Annotated in this window: 14 protein-coding genes and 2 pseudogenes; 5 read left to right on the top strand and 11 right to left on the bottom strand. The window is 53.2% G+C overall.

The genetic code is table 11. From position 1 onward, the window contains the following. Positions 1-65 precede the first annotated feature (65 nt). The 4 genes from idnR to idnD form a co-directional block, all read right to left on the bottom strand. Positions 66-1,064 carry a DNA-binding transcriptional regulator IdnR gene (gene idnR / locus ABIB59_RS19180; RefSeq protein ID WP_041851308.1) on the bottom strand — a complete coding sequence of 333 codons (999 nt, stop codon included), beginning with the start codon at positions 1,062-1,064 and terminating at the stop codon, positions 66-68. Positions 1,065-1,134: 70 nt separating this feature from the next. Further along, a complete protein-coding gene (locus ABIB59_RS19175; protein ID WP_041851307.1) occupies positions 1,135-2,454 on the bottom strand; it encodes a gluconate:H+ symporter in 1,320 nt (439 codons plus the stop codon). 64 nt (positions 2,455-2,518) lie between these two features. Then, positions 2,519-3,283: a gluconate 5-dehydrogenase gene (gene idnO, locus ABIB59_RS19170; RefSeq protein ID WP_041851306.1), complete on the bottom strand. Its 765-nt coding sequence runs from the start codon at positions 3,281-3,283 to the stop codon at positions 2,519-2,521. Between the two features lie 24 nt (positions 3,284-3,307). Beyond that, complete coding sequence (gene idnD / locus ABIB59_RS19165) at positions 3,308-4,339, bottom strand: L-idonate 5-dehydrogenase (protein ID WP_165159556.1); 1,032 nt, start codon at positions 4,337-4,339, stop codon at positions 3,308-3,310. A 215-nt stretch (positions 4,340-4,554) separates the two neighbouring features. Between idnD and idnK the strand changes: the two genes are divergently transcribed. Beyond that, positions 4,555-5,079 carry a gluconokinase gene (gene idnK, locus ABIB59_RS19160; protein WP_317077250.1) on the top strand — a complete coding sequence of 175 codons (525 nt, stop codon included), beginning with the start codon at positions 4,555-4,557 and terminating at the stop codon, positions 5,077-5,079. Positions 5,080-5,094: 15 nt separating this feature from the next. Here the strand turns inward: idnK and ABIB59_RS19155 are convergent. From ABIB59_RS19155 to ABIB59_RS19145, 3 genes and pseudogenes are all read right to left on the bottom strand, one after another. Next, positions 5,095-5,351: pseudogene (locus ABIB59_RS19155) on the bottom strand (Txe/YoeB family addiction module toxin). Beyond that, positions 5,348-5,494: pseudogene (locus tag ABIB59_RS19150) on the bottom strand (type II toxin-antitoxin system Phd/YefM family antitoxin); the annotation flags it as partial. The pseudogenes ABIB59_RS19150 and ABIB59_RS19155, both read right to left, overlap by 4 nt. After that, entirely contained in the window at positions 5,495-6,418 is a 924-nt protein-coding gene (locus ABIB59_RS19145; RefSeq protein WP_354036609.1) for a LysR substrate-binding domain-containing protein, read from the bottom strand. It lies immediately after the preceding pseudogene. 401 nt (positions 6,419-6,819) lie between these two features. Here ABIB59_RS19145 and ABIB59_RS19140 point away from each other — a divergent pair, with 401 nt between their 5' ends. The 4 genes from ABIB59_RS19140 to ABIB59_RS19125 are packed head-to-tail and all read left to right on the top strand — an operon-like array spanning position 6,820 to position 10,798. Further along, positions 6,820-8,148 (top strand): MFS transporter, encoded by a 1,329-nt coding sequence (locus ABIB59_RS19140; RefSeq protein WP_354036607.1) that lies wholly within the window; start codon positions 6,820-6,822, stop codon positions 8,146-8,148. A 42-nt stretch (positions 8,149-8,190) separates the two neighbouring features. Then, positions 8,191-8,940: an SDR family NAD(P)-dependent oxidoreductase gene (locus ABIB59_RS19135; protein WP_079496973.1), complete on the top strand. Its 750-nt coding sequence runs from the start codon at positions 8,191-8,193 to the stop codon at positions 8,938-8,940. Positions 8,941-8,951: 11 nt separating this feature from the next. Continuing rightward, on the top strand, positions 8,952-9,797 hold the full coding sequence (locus tag ABIB59_RS19130; RefSeq protein ID WP_079496972.1) for a transketolase: 846 nt from the start codon (positions 8,952-8,954) through the stop codon (positions 9,795-9,797). Continuing rightward, entirely contained in the window at positions 9,797-10,798 is a 1,002-nt protein-coding gene (locus tag ABIB59_RS19125; RefSeq protein WP_354036605.1) for a transketolase family protein, read from the top strand. The genes ABIB59_RS19130 and ABIB59_RS19125 overlap by 1 nt, the downstream gene beginning before the upstream one ends. Positions 10,799-10,887: 89 nt before the next feature. Here the strand turns inward: ABIB59_RS19125 and ABIB59_RS19120 are convergent, their stop codons facing one another. The 4 genes from ABIB59_RS19120 to ABIB59_RS19105 form a co-directional block, all read right to left on the bottom strand. After that, a complete protein-coding gene (locus ABIB59_RS19120) occupies positions 10,888-12,015 on the bottom strand; it encodes a metallophosphoesterase (RefSeq protein ID WP_354036603.1) in 1,128 nt (375 codons plus the stop codon). Between the two features lie 203 nt (positions 12,016-12,218). Continuing rightward, positions 12,219-13,754, bottom strand: coding sequence for a DHA2 family efflux MFS transporter permease subunit (locus ABIB59_RS19115; RefSeq protein WP_354036601.1), 1,536 nt, complete (start codon positions 13,752-13,754; stop codon positions 12,219-12,221). Between the two features lie 9 nt (positions 13,755-13,763). After that, on the bottom strand, positions 13,764-14,957 hold the full coding sequence (locus ABIB59_RS19110; RefSeq protein WP_354036599.1) for an HlyD family secretion protein: 1,194 nt from the start codon (positions 14,955-14,957) through the stop codon (positions 13,764-13,766). 23 nt (positions 14,958-14,980) lie between these two features. Continuing rightward, positions 14,981-16,432 (bottom strand): efflux transporter outer membrane subunit, encoded by a 1,452-nt coding sequence (locus ABIB59_RS19105; protein ID WP_354036597.1) that lies wholly within the window; start codon positions 16,430-16,432, stop codon positions 14,981-14,983. Positions 16,433-16,530 lie beyond the last annotated feature (98 nt).

Here is a 16,530-nt window from a genome sequence, read left to right as displayed (position 1 = left end):
CTTCACAGAAATTTGCATGAAATTTTTTTTACCCGGAAGGAGGTTCATTGAGGGCGCTGAGGAAATCAGAGGGTCTTTCCCTGATAGATTTGATAACCCAAATCGACAGTGTTGTGGTTGAGCGCGTCATTTTTTAGCTTATTCAATAACATCTGTGCTGCCATTCTGCCGATATCGAAGCGCGGCGTGATCACGCTCGCCAGGCTTGGGATCATCTGTTTCCCCATTTCCAGGCCATGAAAACCGGCGATGGAAATGCGCTCCGGGACGGCAAGGTCGTGCTCGCGGCAGTAAAACAGCGCGCCCATCGCAATATCGTCATTCGTGCAAAAAACACCATCAAGATCCGGGTGGGTTTTAAAGGCTTCGGCCATAAGCTGCGACCCAAGGTAGATAGACGAGCTCGCGCGGGGGTTGATACGGTAAGCCTCCAGTTGATGCTGATTCATGGCATCGCAATAACCGCAAAAGCGCTGCTCATCACGCATATCGTCTTTCGAACCCAGATAGATAATTTTACGCCGCTGACGCTTAGCCAGCATGGTGCTCACCATGTCAAAGGCGGCCTGACGATTATCAAACCCCACTTCCATATCCATTTTGGCGCCCTGCACATCCATCAGTTCAACAATCGGGATTTTGGCGGAGCGCAGAAACTTAACGGTACGAACGGTATGGTGCTTTTCGGAAAGAATAATGCCGTCGATATTGTAGGAGAGCAGATTGATCACCGACTCCTCTTCGGACTCTTTGTTGTAATTATAGTTAGCGATAAGTGTCTGATAATTATGGTCAGATGTCACAGACTCAATGCCCGCGAGAATGTCAGCAAACAACTGATTCTGGAACGAGGGGATCAGCACACCCAGCGTATAGCTTTGCGCATTGAGCAACATGCCGGGCGCACGATTGGGTATGTAGTTGATCTCTTCCATGATCATCGCGATGCGCTCGCCGGTGGCCCTGGATACGGTTTTAGGCGAGCGGATATAGCGGCTGACGGTCATTTTGGTGACCCCCGCCAGCGTGGCGATATCCTGAAGTGAAATTCTGTGATTTCTCATCGTCTCTCCCTCCCCAGGGGAAGCGGTTTATCCACTTCCCCCGGGAATACCGTCATTGCGAAAAATGAAGTTAATGCAGGATGGCGTTAAGCGTCAGCACACCCAGTAAACCCATAAACGAAATTAGCGTTTCCATTACTGTCCATGTACGCAGTGTCTCACCAACGCTGAGATTAAAGTAGCCTTTGAACAGCCAGAATCCAGGATCGTTGACGTGTGACGCAATTACGCTACCCGCACCGGTAGCCAGCACCATCAGCGCCGGATCGGCATGGGTGACATTAATTATCGGCAGCACAACGCCAGCGGTCGTGATGGCCGCCACGGTGGCAGAGCCCAGCGCGATACGCAGCACGGCGGCAACGGTCCAGCACATCAGCAGCGGCGAGAGGGTTGTGCCCGTCATCAATTGTGAGATGTATTTGCCTACTCCGCTATCAACCAGCACCTGTTTGAACGCCCCACCACCCGCAATAATGAAGACAATCATTGCGATAGCACCGATGGAGGCGCCGACCATTTCCATCACTTTTTCGAGATTACGGCCATTGCGCAACCCGAGAGTGAAAATGGCGATCACGATGGCGATAAACAGGGCCACCGCCGGGTTACCGACAAACTCAAAGAAGAGACGCGCGCTATTACCTTTTGGCAGGGTAATTTCACAAACCGCGGCAATTGCCATCAGGATCACGGGCATTACCGCCGCGAAAATACTGTTCCAGAAGCCCGGCATTTCATGATCGGCAAAAATATGCGGGTTGAATAACCCCTCCGGCGGCGCTTTTTCAAAACGCGTCAGCAGTTTCGAAAACAGCGGCCCGGCGACAATCACCGTCGGAATAGTAATGATCATGCCATACAGCAGGGTTGTCCCCAGATTGGCTTCGAAAATGGTGGCGATAGCGGTCGGCCCCGGATGCGGCGGCAGAAAACAGTGGGTAACGGACAGCGCGGTCACCATAGGTACACCGACATAGAGCAGCGGCAGACCAGACGACGCTACCACGGTAAACACCAGCGGCAACAGCAGGACAAAGCCCACTTCGAAAAACATCGCCAGCCCCACGACCAGACCGGTAATCACCAGCGCCCATTGCACCCGCTCTTTACCGAATGTCGCAATCAGCGTCGTGGCAATACGCTGAGCGGCACCGGTGTCAGAAATCAGCTTCCCCAGCATGGCGCCAAAGCCAAGAATCATCGCCAGGCCGCCTAACGTTCCGCCAATTCCCCCCTGAATGGAGTGCAGCACGGCCTGCGCATCCATACCTTCGGCAAATCCCACAACGGCGGCAACCAGCACCAGGGCGATAAACCCATTAACTTTAAAACCAATCATTAAGACCAGCAGCAGCGCTACGCCTGCCGCGATAATCAGTAATGGCATAATCTTGTCTCTTGTTATGTGCCGAACCAGCAGCGCCGCAGCGCTGCATCTTAGTACTAACGAGTCACACAGCGACCAGCATGCCGCCGTCAACGAACAGAAGATGACCGTTAACAAAATCAGAGGCTTTAGAGGAGAGGAACACCGCAGCGCCAATCAGCTCTTCCGGGTTACCCCAACGCGCAGCAGGCGTACGTTTGCAGAGCCAGCCGGTGAAGGCTTCGTCTTCGACCAGCGCTTTGGTCATCTCGGTTTTGAAATAACCCGGAGCAATACCATTCACCTGAATGTTGTGTCGTGCCAGCTCAACGCACATGCCACGGGTCAGCATTTTTACCGCGCCTTTGGACGCGGCGTACGGCGTGATGGTGTCGCGTCCCAGTTCACTCTGCATGGAACAGATGTTGATCACTTTCCCGGCCTGACGCTCAACCATGCGACGGGTGACCGCTTGCGATACCAGGAAAACCGCCGTCTGGTTAACCGCGATCACGTCATTCCACTCTTGTTCCGGGAAGTCATTAAACGGGTGGCGGCGCTGGATACCGGCATTATTGACCAGAACATCAATCGGCCCGGTTTGTTCTTCGATACGTGCAATAGCGGCATCGATTTCTGCTTTTTTGGTCACGTTAAACGGGGCGGCCACAGCGCGGATATCCGCTGCGCGCAGTTTTTCAACAGCGGCATCAGCCCGCTCCTGATTTATATCGTTAACGATGATTTGTGCGCCGTATTTCCCAAGGCCGGTTGCTAATAAGTAGCCAATACCCTGTGCGGAACCGGTAATCAGGACATTCTTGCCCGCCAGTGAAAAAAGGTCGTTCATGGTCTTATTCCTTATCACGATGCATTAAAAAACGAGTTGAACTTTGGCGGCCTGGGTTTTATCGCCCGCGAATTTCAGCGCCTGCTCCAGCTCGGTGAAGGGGTATTCGCCGCTTAATAACGGCAGGGGATCCACCACGCCATTCGCCAGCCAGGAGACAGCGGTATTAAATTCAGTGGTGAAACGGAAGGAGCCTTTCAGGGCAATCTCTTTGGCGATGAGCATCATCATCGGGAAATCCGCTACCGCGCCGCCCATCCCTACCTGAACCATCGCCCCTCTGGCGCGCGTCACTTCCAGGCAAGTGGTAATGGATGTTGGATTCCCCGACACTTCGAAGCTGACATCGAAGTAACCTTTTTCCGCTTTCCACGGCGTCAGATCGGCGCTACGCGGATCGAGGAGCGTGTCGGCCCCCATTTTTTGCGCCAGTTCCAGCGAGCGAGGGCTGATATCCGCGCAGACGATTTCTGCCGCGCCCAGCGTTTTCACCGCGCTGACAATCAGGCAGCCAATCGGACCTACGCCTGAGATAAAGACACGTTTGCCTTGTAAGTCACCGGCCTGATGAGCAGCGTGAATAGCAACCGCCAGCGGTTCGGCAAAGGCCATGATTTTGGCATCGGCATTACTGGAGAAAGGAACGCATTGCGTGGTATCCACCACTTTAAAGCGGGTAAAACCACCATCAACATGTGGAAAATACATGGCGCTGCCAAAGAAGCGCATTTCCGTACACTGATTTTCTTCTTTCGCCAGGCAATATTTACAATGACCACAAGGTTTCGATGGATTTACTGCTACAGTCTGGCCTTCCTGTAATTTTTCTGAATCTGAATGAACAATTTTGCCAATAACTTCATGGCCTAACACCATCGGTGCTTTAACAGAAAAATTACCGACCTTGCCTTCCTGATAATAATGTAAATCGGATCCACAAATCCCCCCACGGGTTATTTGTACCAATGTACCCTTATTATTCCATTCAATTTCCTGGTCGGTAACGTCAACAGTTTGCTTTCCCGCTACAACGCAGGATTGAGTTTTAATCTTCATGTTTCCTCTCTGGTCAGGACGTGGCCTGGTGGGCATTTAAACGGTTTTCCCTGACCTGAATTGTGACAAATGTCACGCTCAAAAATTGTTACACTGCAATGTTACGCATAACGTGACGCGCTTTATAATTCTGCTTTTCATGTGCAGAAAAACATAAACGCATCGCTATTTGCACGGTAATATCCGCGTCATCAAAATGAGACAGGAGTAATTAAATGCGCGGTGAGAGTTATATTTTAATGGGGGTATCGGGAAGCGGAAAAACACTGATTGGAGCCAAAGCCGCCGCCGTACTTGGTGCGAAATTTATTGATGGGGACGATCTCCATCCGGCAAAGAATATCGATAAAATGTCAGCCAGCATTCCCTTAACCGATGAAGACAGATTACCATGGCTGGAACGATTAAATGACGCGTCTTATAGTCTGTATAAAAAGAATGAAACCGGTTTAATTGTTTGTTCGGCATTAAAAAAACGCTACCGCGATATTCTGCGCAAAGGCAGTCCAAATGTGCATTTTCTGTGGCTGGACGGCGATTATGAAACCATTCTGTCGAGGATGGCGAAACGGCAGGGGCACTTTATGCCGGTTGAATTACTGAAAAGTCAGTTTGCCGCGCTGGAACGCCCGGAACGGCAAGAAGATGACGTCATGCGCATAGACATCAACCATGAGGTCGATAACGTGGTGGAGCAGTGCGTGCAGGCAGTTGCTACACTGCGGGCCAAAAAGGGATAACCCACTACAGCGTTATCAATAGTGATAGCGGCAAGCCGCCGCCATAGGAGTGCATCGTTGGTAATGGAATAGACCAGACGATGCTCCCCGGTTATCCGTCGGGACCAAAAACCAGCCAGGTTATATTTTAAGGGCTCAGGTTTTCCTTTTCCCTCAAAAGGGGGCCGACGAATATCTTTGATGAGTTCATTAATCTTTTTGACCATGCGCTTGCCCGTCTCCTGCCAGAAAAAATAATCATTCCATGATTCCACCGACCAAATCAGTTTCACTCAATCATATCCTTCTCAGTTCCGTTGCCAGCCTTGAGACTTTCAATTGAGTTTATGAGTCTTTTGGCGTTTTCCGGTGAGCGCAACAGGTGTGCCGTTTCCTCAAGGGAGTTGTATTCATCAAGCGACATCAACACACCCGCTTAGACCGAAAACCCGGCCGTGCTGAGCTCTTTCTCCGCCCAACGCAAAAATGCCTTTACCTTCTCTTTTTGTTCATTCACGTGGGGCAACACAAAATGGTGCGCCGCGACCGACATTCCATAATCGCTGGCAAATACCGGGACCAGGTGGTGCTGACGCAGGTAATCATCCGCAAGCAGATTGCTTTCAAGAATAATCCCCATACCCATTCTGGCCGCCTCAATACTCATATAGGAACGATCAAAGCTAAAGTAGTAGTTCTTATTGTGATGTGCGACACCGTACCAGGAGAGCCAGGTATTCCAGTTCACCAGCGTACTGTCGGAATGGATAAGCTCATAATCCAGTAAATCTGCGGGTTCAGTGATGGATTTGCCCGCCAGATAATCCTGAGAGGCATAAGGGATCACCTTCTCATTTTTAATAGTGCGTACATGTAATGTTGGCCACTCCGGTAAACCGTGGCGGATATCAATGTCCAGATTGTCCCGTGAAAATTGTAGATTTTCATAGGAGCAGGTCAGACTGATTTTTAAATCCGGGTACTCTTTTCTGAATTTATTTAACCGCTGGATAAGCCATAGCAGGCCAAAACTGGGCGCTGAGTGAATGCGTAAATGTTCGTGATGGATATCGTTTATTACCTGGTCGGTTGCCCGTCCAATAATACTGACTGCCCCGGAGACCTCCTGCAAATATTTCTCACCAATATGAGTTAATAAAACACCTTTGCCGCTACGAATAAATAGCTTCTTGCCAATAAATTGTTCCAGACTGGCAACCTGATGACTTACTGCCGATGCGGTAATATTCATAATATCAGCAGCCTGATTAATACTGCCGGTGTTTGCCACTTCAATAAATGTCTGAATATTTCTTAACGAGGGGATGGGTAAAGGTTTTTTGGTGTTCACTTTTGTCATTTGCTCACTCACTTTGGTGCATTAACGTGGTACCTCATATCGCGACATTCATTACTTCACTGTAAGTAGATCCTGGTTATAACGCCCACCAGGCAACAGTGTAAATGATAGAAAAAGAAATAAATCCGCCGCACAAGCTAAAAGGTTAGATTTACCCTGATGTGGTCATTTTTTGTGACGCACATGGCATTTTCAGCCACCAAAATGGCTACACAGGCTGGATCTGACGATGTTTATTTGCGTTAACTCACGAATCAAATTTTTCTCAACATCAATTGAGTTTTTTTGCATGCCCGCCATTTTGACGCGTTGGTATATTTCGCTCGCAGGTCTGAAAAATAACCGTGACCGCGGAGTCCGGAATGTACCCTTAAACTAAAAAAAACATAAGAGGTAAACCTATGTCCCGTATAGATAACCTTGTCTGTACCGGCGCCAGAAAAACAAACTATCGATTTGTGGTGCTGGCGATCATATTCGCGGTATACGCGATAAATTATGCCGATCGTACAAATATTGGTGCGGTTCTGCCATTTATTATCGAAGAATTCCATATTAATAACTTCGAAGCCGGTGCCATTGCCAGTATGTTTTTCCTTGGCTATGCCGTCAGTCAAATCCCCACCGGTTTCTTTATCGCTAAACGCGGTACCCGTGGTCTGGTGGCGCTGTCCATTTTTGGTTTCTCGGCCTTTACCTGGCTGATGGGGACAGTCAGCTCTGTCTTCGGCTTAAAACTGGTGCGTTTAGGCCTTGGCTTAAGCGAAGGGCCATGCCCGGTCGGCCTCGCATCAACCATCAATAACTGGTTCCCGGCAAAAGAGAAGGCCACGGCAACGGGCGTCTACATCGCCGCAACTATGTTTGCCCCCATCATTGTGCCTCCCCTGGCTGTGTGGATTGCCGTCACCTGGGGCTGGCGATGGGTTTTCTACTCGTTTGCCATTCCCGGCATTGTCATCGCCGTCATCTGGTATCTATTCGTTAAATCCAGGCCCTCTGAGAGCCGCCTGGTATCGGAGAGCGAATTGGCGGTGATTACCGATGGCGCCGGTGCACAGGAAAAGACGCGCGAAAATATCCAGATGCATGCCAAATTCACCACCCTCGATAAACTGATTCGCGTCCGAAAGCTGGAACCGATTGCCACTGTCAAAGGTTTATTCACCTCGAAGAATATTCTGGGTGACTGTCTGGCTTATTTTATGATGGTTAGCGTGTTGTATGGCCTGCTCACCTGGATTCCGCTTTATCTGGTTAAAGAAAAAGGCTTCGATTTTATGCGCATGGGTCTGGTCGCCAGTATGCCGTGTATCGGCGGTTTTGTCGGCGCCATCGGCGGCGGTTATATTTCAGATAAATTACTCGGGCGTCGCCGTAAGCCGACCATGATCTTCACCGCTATTTCCACGGTGATAATGATGATTATCATGTTGAATATTCCGCAAAATACAACGGCGGTCTGCGTGGGGTTATTCTTCGTGGGATTATGCCTGAATATCGGCTGGCCTGCATTTACCGCTTACGGCATGGCCGTATCCGACAGTAAAACGTACCCAATCGCTTCATCCATTATTAATAGCGGCGGGAACTTGGGTGGTTTTGTTTCTCCGATGGTTGCCGGTTTTTTATTAGATACTACGGGAAATTTTAATTCCGTATTCACTTATTTTGGTGCCTGTGCAGCCGTTGGTCTTCTTATTATTTTAACTCTCGACGAAGCGCAATAGTATTTATTACCCAACACCTTATCAATTGTCATGGAGTAAATTATGTTGTTAAAAAACAAAGTCGCCATTATCACTGGCGCGGCCTCCCCTCGTGGTTTAGGTTTTGCCACGGCAAAATTATTCGCAGAGAACGGTGCGAAAGTGGTCATTATTGATTTAAACGAAGAGGCCAGTAAAAGCGCTGCTGCGATGCTCGGTGCGGAACATATTGGCCTTGCCGCAAATGTGGCGAACGAAATCCAGGTTCAGGCAGCCATTGAGCAGGTATTAGCAAAATATGGGCGTATCGATGTACTGGTCAATAATGCAGGTATTACCCAGCCGATTAAATTGATGGATATTAAGCGCGAGAATTACGATGCCGTCCTGGATGTCAGCCTGCGCGGTACGTTAATCATGTCTCAGGCGGTTATCCCGACGCTACGCGCACAAAAATCCGGCAGCATTGTATGTATCTCTTCGGTATCAGCGCAACGCGGCGGGGGTATTTTCGGTGGCCCACATTACAGCGCAGCCAAAGCCGGCGTGTTGGGTTTGACCCGCGCCATGGCCCGAGAGCTTGGCCCGGATAATATCCGCGTCAATGCCATCACTCCTGGACTGATTCAAACCGATATCACCGCAGGCAAGCTCACCGACCAAATGCGCGACAACATTCTTGCCGGGATCCCCATGAACCGTCTTGGTGATGCGGTGGATATCGCCCGCGCCGCACTGTTCCTCGGCAGCGATCTCTCTTCTTACTCAACGGGTATCACGCTGGATGTTAATGGCGGGATGTTAATTCACTAAGGGGCTGCATCATGACAAATCACGATATCCAAAAAGTCGCCGCGGCGGCATGGCGCATTCGCCGCTACGCCCTACGCATGGGCGAGGTGCAGGGCCAGGGTTACATCGGCCAGGCGCTGGGTTATGCCGACGTCCTTGGCACCGCGTTTGCCCACATCATGAATTTCCGTCCGGATGAGCCAGAGTGGGAAGAGCGTGATCGCTTTCTGTTGTCCCACGGTCACTATGCCATCGCCTATTACGCGGCGCTGATTGAAGCGGGGATCATTGCCGAGGAAGAGCTGGAAACCTATGGCTCTGATGACAGCCGCCTGCCGATGTCTGGCATGGCCACCTACACCCCGGCAATGGAAATATCCGGCGGGTCGCTGGGCCAGGGACTGAGCATCGCCGTTGGTATGGCGCTCGGCCTGCGGCAGAAGAAAAACCCGGCGCTGGTGATTAACTCCATGTCAGATGGCGAACTGGATGAAGGTTCGACCTGGGAAGCGGCGATGTCCGCCGCCCACTACGGGCTGACCAACCTGATCAACATTGTCGACGTGAACAAGCAGCAGGCCGATGGCGATTCACGAAAGATTCTTGGTTTTGAGCCGCTGCATGAGAAATGGGCCTCGTTTGGCTGGTACGTCCAGCGCGTGGATGGCAATGACCTGCCAGCCGTCATCAAAGCTTTTGAAAATGCCAAAAGTTACCCGGAAAACCAACCGCGCGTGATCCTCTGCGACACCCTGATGGGTAAAGGTGTGCCGTTCCTGGAAACCCGCGACAAAAACCATTTTATTCGCGTCGATGCCGACGAATGGCAAAAAGCGATTGCCGTGCTGGATGCCAACAAACCGGAAGGAGTGCTGTAATGAGCCAGACCACCACGGGCAAAACCCGCTTAAAAACGTCTGCCATGATTGCGTCGATTGCCGATGAAGGTCAGGCCACGATCCCTGCCCCGTTTGGCACCGCACTATCAAAATTGGCCGCTGAGCGCCCGGATATTGTCGGGATGACCGCCGATCTGTCGAAATACACCGATCTGCATATTTTTGCCCAGGCCTTCCCCGAGCGTTTCTTCCAGATGGGGATGGCAGAGCAACTGTTGATGGGGGCCGCAGGCGGCATGGCGAAAGAGGGCTTTACCCCCTTCGTCACTACCTATGCGGTGTTCGCCACCCGTCGCGCCTATGACTTTATTCACCAGGTGATTGCCGAAGAGCATCTGAATGTGAAAATTTGCGCTGCGCTACCGGGTCTGACGACAGGCTATGGCCCCAGCCACCAGGCCACCGAAGACCTGGCGATCATGCGCGGCGTGCCCGGCCTGACCATTGTTGACCCTTGCGATGCACTGGATACTGACCAGGCGGTACGGGCTATCACTGACCATAACGGTCCGGTCTATATGCGTCTGCTGCGTGGCAAAGTCCCACTGGTGCTGGATAAATACGACTACAAATTCGAACTGGGCAAAGCGAAGCTGCTGGAAGAGGGCAACGACGTGCTGATTATCTCCTCCGGTATCATGACTATGCGCGCATTGGAAGCGGCGGAAAAACTGCGTAATGACAACGTTAGCGTGGCGGTATTACATGTGCCGACCATCAAACCGTTGGATGAGCAGACCATCCTGGCGCAGGCCGCCAAACCGGGCCGCCTGGTCGTGACCGCAGAAAACCATACTTGCGTGGGTGGGTTGAGCGAGGCGGTCGCCGCCCTGCTGATGCGTAAACGCGTAAGCTGCGAATTCGATGTGGTTTCCCTGCCGGATGAGTTTCTTCATGCTGGTGCGCTTCCCACGCTGCACGATCGCTACGGCATCTCCACCACGGCGATGGTCGAAAAAATCAAACTGCGTCTTCAATAACCATCTCGCCGCCGTACTTTTACGGCGGCACGGTTTATCCGGTTCAAATTGCCAGCCGGAGCAGTAGCCGCCACACGACTGCCTCCATTTCAACGCGTCGTGGATGCCGCTGAGTGCAGAATTAGCTCGGTAATTTCAGAAGGTCGGCCAAGCCGTAGCGGAAAACCGTTCCACAGCCCGGCACCGTTACTGACATACAGCGTCATTGGGCCGACCGCGTAACGACCAGAGATATAGCCGTTGTTGAGGGGTTTCACCAGTTGGTCAAGCCCCAACACCATCCCACCGTGAGTGTGACCGGAGAGCTGCAACTTCACCCCCGCGGCGGCGTTATCATCGGCGGTACCTGGCCGGTGGTCGAGCAGGATAACGGTGTCATCGGGGCGAGTGCCTTCCAGCGCACGTTTCAGGTCCGGCCCATCAAAACCGTAATTTTCCGCCACTTTATCCGGCACGCCGGCCAGCACAAACGAGGCGTCACCGCGCACAATACGTACATGCTGGTTGGTCAAAAAGGGAATGCTCAGCGTCTGCCAGGCAGGCACCCAGCTTGCATAGTCGAAATAGTATTCATGATTGCCGGTGATGGCATAGACGCCATCCGCCGCCCGCAGTTGTGTCAGCGGTTCGACGTCTGGCAGGCGATCCTCTACGGAACCGTCTGACATATCGCCGGTAATCGCGATGAGATCCGGCTGCAGGGCGTTGGTTCTGGCAACAATCTGCTGCACCCATTGGCGGGGCAACAGGCGCGTGGCATGAATATCAGCCAGTTGTACCAGCCGGTAGCCATCAAAAGCAGGCGGCAGTCCGGGAATCGTCACGTGGACGGTACGAACGTCAGGCACGCGCGTGGCCTGCCAAACGCCAACCCCTGCCAGCACCACGGACAGGACCAGCAGAGGCAGCGTGATGGGCAAGCCGGGGAGGGTTTTACGGGTCAGCAGCCCGACAAGTAAAGCGAGCGTATCGCGCAGCAGAAGGAAACTGGCGAACAGCACCACGGCGCCGAACAATCCACCAGCCAGCATCACAACCGGGCGCGGCCATTCTGGTGAAAATGAACTCCCCCACAGCCAGCGGCTAAAAAAGCGGAACTCACAAATACCCACCAGGACAAGGAACAGGCCAAAGCGGAGAACAGGAGACAGTGGAAGCCACCAGATAAAACGAGAACCAATATAGAGTGCCGGTAACAACATCCAGATAAAAAACATCGTTATCTCCCTACCTGCGTTTGCATCACAAAGCGCGCGTAAATGAACCCTTTTAAAATTAGCACGTTGTTGTAATGCGCCGGTTGCTGTTTTCTTAGGCGCTGCGGTGGTTGTTTGGGGGGGTTAGTAAGGGGGAAAATAAAAAACGCTCTGATAATCCGCAAGAAACCTTATCAGAGCGTAGGGCGAAATGAACAGAGCCCTCAATGAACCGCGGAGATATCCACTTTTTTCGGTTTTGGCGCGAGCCAGATAATCATTGCGGCCACGACGAAAATCACCGCAATTGCCATAAAGATTTGATTCGTTGCGACCATCACGCTCTGCCCCTGCAATAGCCAGTCAATCGAACCACGCACTTCCCCCATCTGCATCCCACTGTTGGTCATCGCCTGAGTCGCGACCGCGCCTCTGTCTGTCAACCCCGCCAGTTCCGCATGCACGTAGCGGGTCCGGTTTTCCCACGAGGTGTTGACCATCGAGGTGGCAAACGCGCCCGAAAGAGTACGGATAAAATTCATCAGCCCGGCGGCGGAATCCATCTCGCGATCCAGCACGCACCCCAGTGCAATGGCGGTAAGCGGCACGAAGAACAGCGGCATACCAATCCCCTGGAACAGCATTGGCAAACTGATCTGTGAGAAGGTCATGCTCATGTCCGCCTGGCTGCGAAATAGCGTCCACAATCCCAGCCACAGTACCCCGGCAAAGACCAGCGGACGCGGGTCCATTTTGGTTGCCAGGTTGGCGATCAGCGGCGCGAGGAATACCGCCAGCACCCCCATTGTCGCCGTCGAATAGCCTGCAATGGTGGCGGTGTAGCCCATATAAATTTGCAGCCATAGCGGCGTAAGTACGGTAATGCCAAAGAACGCGCCAAACGCCAGCGACAGCGTCACCATGCTGGTTGTGAACCCCCGATGGCGGAAGACTTTCAGATCGACCACCGGGTTACGCTCCGTCAGTTCCCAAATCAGGAACGAGATAAAGCCAATCAGCGCGATAATGGCCAGCACGATAATGTGGGTCGAGGCAAACCAGTCATGGTCTTTACCTTCATCGAGCATGATCTGCAGGGCCGACACCCATACCACCAGCAGAACCAGCCCCACCACGTCGATAGGTGATTTCGCGGTTTGCGTTTCATAGCGTTGCAACATCTTCCAGCACATCAGCCCCGCCACGATGGCGAACGGCGTCTTGCAGATAAAGATGTAGTGCCAGCTAAACTGGTCGCAAATGACACCGCCAAGAATCGGCCCCATGATGGGCGCAACCAGCGTGGTCATACTCCAGATGCCAATGGCCACATGACCTTTGTTTCTGGGGAAGATCCGCATCATCAGCGTCTGAGACAGTGGCATCAGCGGGCCGCCGGAGAAGCCCAGAAAGACGCGGAACAGCACCAGCATATTCATACTGCTCGCCATGCCGCACAGAGTAGAGAAGACGCCAAACATCAGCAGGCAGATAACAAATACCCGCAGTGCGCCAAACCGTGAGGCCAGCCAGCCGGTGAGCGGGACCGAGATTGCCTCCGCTACCGCGTAGGAGGTAATAACGTAAGTGCCCTGGCTGGTCGACGTGCCCAGGCTACCGGCGATGTTCGACACCGAAACGTTGGCGATGGTGGTGTCCAGGATAGCCAGAAAATTGGCCATCGCCAGGCAGAGCGTCCCGAGCACCAACGCCCCGCCTGTCAGCGGCTGCGGGAATGTCTTTTGCGAAGTGTCACTCATTCTGGCGCCTTAATCCTGACGAGCCGTCGCCAGCCCTTCGCTGTCAGACGTGTTCAGTTTTTTGATTTTGCGGGTATCGATAGTGGCAATCATCGACAAACCAACCTGCAGCGGGTGTTTTGCCAGCTCGTTTTTATCCAGCGTGATACGCAGCGGCAGACGCTGAACCACCTTGATCCAGTTACCGGTAGCGTTTTGCGCCGGTATCATGGAAAACGCCGAGCCGGTACCGCCGGACACGCCGCTCACCACGCCGTGATACACCACTTTGTCGCCATAGATATCGGCGGTCACTTCCACCGGCTGGCCAATTTTCACATGGCGTAGCTCCACCTCTTTGAAGTTGGCATCCACGTGAACATCATGCAGCGGCACCACGCTCATCAGCCGTTCGCCGTTCTGTACGCGCTGGCCGACCTGCACCTGACGGCGAGCAATAACGCCATCCACAGGCGCTTTAATGACAGTACGCGCCAGGTCCACCTGCGCCTGTTCAACCTTCGCCTTTGCCAGCATCACTTCCGGGTTGGTTTCGACGGTAGCATTGATGGTCAGCGCGGCATTGGCTTTTTTCGCCCCGATGGTGGACAAGCGGTTAGCTGTGGCCTGCGCCGCAGCCGCTTTGGCGACATTGAGGTTGGACTCAGCCTGCGCCATCGCGTTACGCGCGTTGGTCAGCTCCTCGCCGGAAACCGCCCCGGATTTTGCCAGTGCCTCACGCCGTTTTAAGTCCACCTGTGCTTTAGTGAAATCCGACTGTGCGGCAACAAGCCGGGCCTGTGCCTGGGTTTCATCGGCTTCACGTGCCTTCACTTGTGCGGCAAGGCCTTCGTCGGTCGCCATATAGCTGCTGACCCGGCGGCGCGATTGCCCCAGATTAGCCTCAGCCTGCGCCAGCGCCAGACGGGCGTCGGTGTCGTCCAGTTGCACCAGTACATCCCCCTGCTTCACCGCCTGGGTATCGACGACGTTGACGGTTTGCACAATCCCGGTAACCGACGGCGTAACCTCAGCCACTTCGGCGGCGCTGTAGGCGTTGTCGGTGGAGACATAGCGCGAGCCAACAAAGTAGTACCAGAGGCCATATCCCACAGCGGCAATCACAATTGCCGCCGCCAGCCCTATAAAGCCCTTTTTACGTGATGATGTGGCGCGCGACGCATCAAAGTTGTCGTCAGTCGCCGCGATTTTTGCCTGTGCCATAGAAAAACTTCCTGCCATTCAAATTAGGATTTGGATGCGACAAACCCACCGCCCAGCGCGTGGATCAATGAAACGTCGAGAGAAAATGCCTGAGATTGCAAATTCACCAGCGCGCGCTGGGTATCCAGCATGGCGTCTTCCGTTGTCAGGACATCCAGATAGGTCGCCAGACCGCCGCGATAGCGCTTATCGGCGATGTCATACGCCGCCCGTGCGTTATCAAAGGCGCTTTCGGTCTTCGCCAGACGTTCTTTTAGCGCTTTCGAACGGGTCACCACATTGGCGACATCGTGCAAGGCCAGCGTCAGCGTATTGTTGTAGGTCGCTACCGACTCTTCGTAATTCGCCTCCGCCGACGTTAACTGCCCGGAGAGCCGCCCGCCGGTAAAGATCGGCAGATACAGCGCCGGACCAATGCTGCCCGCATCATTACCTGAACGGGTTAAGTTATTGAGACCAAAGGACTGATAACCAATAAACCCGGTAATACTGATATCGGGATAGTACGCCGCTTTAGCGACATGAATACGTTTGGCGGCTGCCTCCACGCGCCAGCGCGCGGCGCTGATATCCGGGCGGTGGCCGAGGATATTGATGCCGGTACTGGCAGGCAGGTTGAATGATTCATCAAGGTCAATCGCGGGACGCTGAATGGACAAGGCGCGGTCCGGGCCGTCACCGAGCAGGGCGGCAATGGCGTTTTTCTGCAACTGAATAGATTCATCGGCGGCAATCAGCTCCGCTTCTGCCCGCTCTTTCAGCGCCTGCATTTGCCTGACGACTCCGTCGGTTTCCAGGCCGTTGCTGTTACGCTCGGCCATCAACTCCACGGTTTTACTGCGGATTTCCAGCGCATTTTGCGTAGTGTCCCGGTTCAGATACAAGCGAGCCAGTTCCGCATATGCCTGTACCAGCGAGGTCTGAATCAGCAGTTTTGCCGACTGCATTTCCGCTTCTGCAGCCGCGTAATCTGAGGTGGCCGCCGCCACCGCCGCACGGTTTTTCCCCCAGAAATCGAGGCTGAAGCTGAGATTTGCCGTCACCGAACCGTAATCGTTCCAGCCGTGTGGCGGCATATAGGATTGGTAAGCGTAACTGACTTTGTCTTTCGAGGCCGATGCCGCCGCGCCGAGCTGAACGGAGCGTATCGCGCCAATCTGTTCGGCAATACCCGCCGCATTACGCAGGCGGGCTTCCGCCACTTTTAGCGTGGGTGCCGAAGCCAGCGCGTTGGTCATCAGGCTGTCCAGTTGGCTGTCGTGATAGCGCAGCCACCACTGGGTATCGGGCCACTGCCCCTCTTTTGCGGTAGTCAACGACTGCGAAGAGGCCAGCTCCCCGGCGCCTTTTATATGGCCGAGTCGACTGTCCGGCGCGGTGGAACACCCCGCCAGCAGGAGCATTACAGTAAGAAGAGTTAACCGGGTGCCTGGAGGTAACAGAGTGCGGCGTAAATGTAAGTTATTAATTTTCAAGATACATCCTTTTTTGTACCGTACTGTACGGTTTTGTTATAAATTGACATAACTTCACAGTCAAGCGAAACTTGCGGGATGGACGAAGAGAGAAGAGA

It is taken from the genome of Citrobacter sp. UYEF32, assembly GCF_040546205.1.
GTDB lineage: Bacteria > Pseudomonadota > Gammaproteobacteria > Enterobacterales > Enterobacteriaceae > Phytobacter > Phytobacter diazotrophicus.
The sequence above is the reverse complement of the archived record's forward strand: the minus strand, read 5'-3'. Positions and strand labels throughout refer to the sequence as shown.

Bases quoted from the DNA above. Each gene is read 5' to 3' on its own strand.
- idnK (WP_317077250.1), top strand. From the start codon at position 4,555: ATGCGCGGTGAGAGTTATATTTTAATGGGGGTATCGGGAAGCGGAAAA.
- ABIB59_RS19175 (WP_041851307.1), bottom strand. From the start codon at position 2,454: ATGCCATTACTGATTATCGCGGCAGGCGTAGCGCTGCTGCTGGTCTTA.
- idnR (WP_041851308.1), bottom strand. From the start codon at position 1,064: ATGAGAAATCACAGAATTTCACTTCAGGATATCGCCACGCTGGCGGGG.
- ABIB59_RS19120 (WP_354036603.1), bottom strand. From the start codon at position 12,015: ATGTTTTTTATCTGGATGTTGTTACCGGCACTCTATATTGGTTCTCGT.
- idnD (WP_165159556.1), bottom strand. From the start codon at position 4,339: ATGAAGATTAAAACTCAATCCTGCGTTGTAGCGGGAAAGCAAACTGTT.
- ABIB59_RS19140 (WP_354036607.1), top strand. From the start codon at position 6,820: ATGTCCCGTATAGATAACCTTGTCTGTACCGGCGCCAGAAAAACAAAC.
- ABIB59_RS19115 (WP_354036601.1), bottom strand. From the start codon at position 13,754: ATGAGTGACACTTCGCAAAAGACATTCCCGCAGCCGCTGACAGGCGGG.
- ABIB59_RS19125 (WP_354036605.1), top strand. From the start codon at position 9,797: ATGAGCCAGACCACCACGGGCAAAACCCGCTTAAAAACGTCTGCCATG.
- idnO (WP_041851306.1), bottom strand. From the start codon at position 3,283: ATGAACGACCTTTTTTCACTGGCGGGCAAGAATGTCCTGATTACCGGT.
- ABIB59_RS19145 (WP_354036609.1), bottom strand. From the start codon at position 6,418: ATGACAAAAGTGAACACCAAAAAACCTTTACCCATCCCCTCGTTAAGA.
- ABIB59_RS19110 (WP_354036599.1), bottom strand. From the start codon at position 14,957: ATGGCACAGGCAAAAATCGCGGCGACTGACGACAACTTTGATGCGTCG.
- ABIB59_RS19130 (WP_079496972.1), top strand. From the start codon at position 8,952: ATGACAAATCACGATATCCAAAAAGTCGCCGCGGCGGCATGGCGCATT.
- ABIB59_RS19135 (WP_079496973.1), top strand. From the start codon at position 8,191: ATGTTGTTAAAAAACAAAGTCGCCATTATCACTGGCGCGGCCTCCCCT.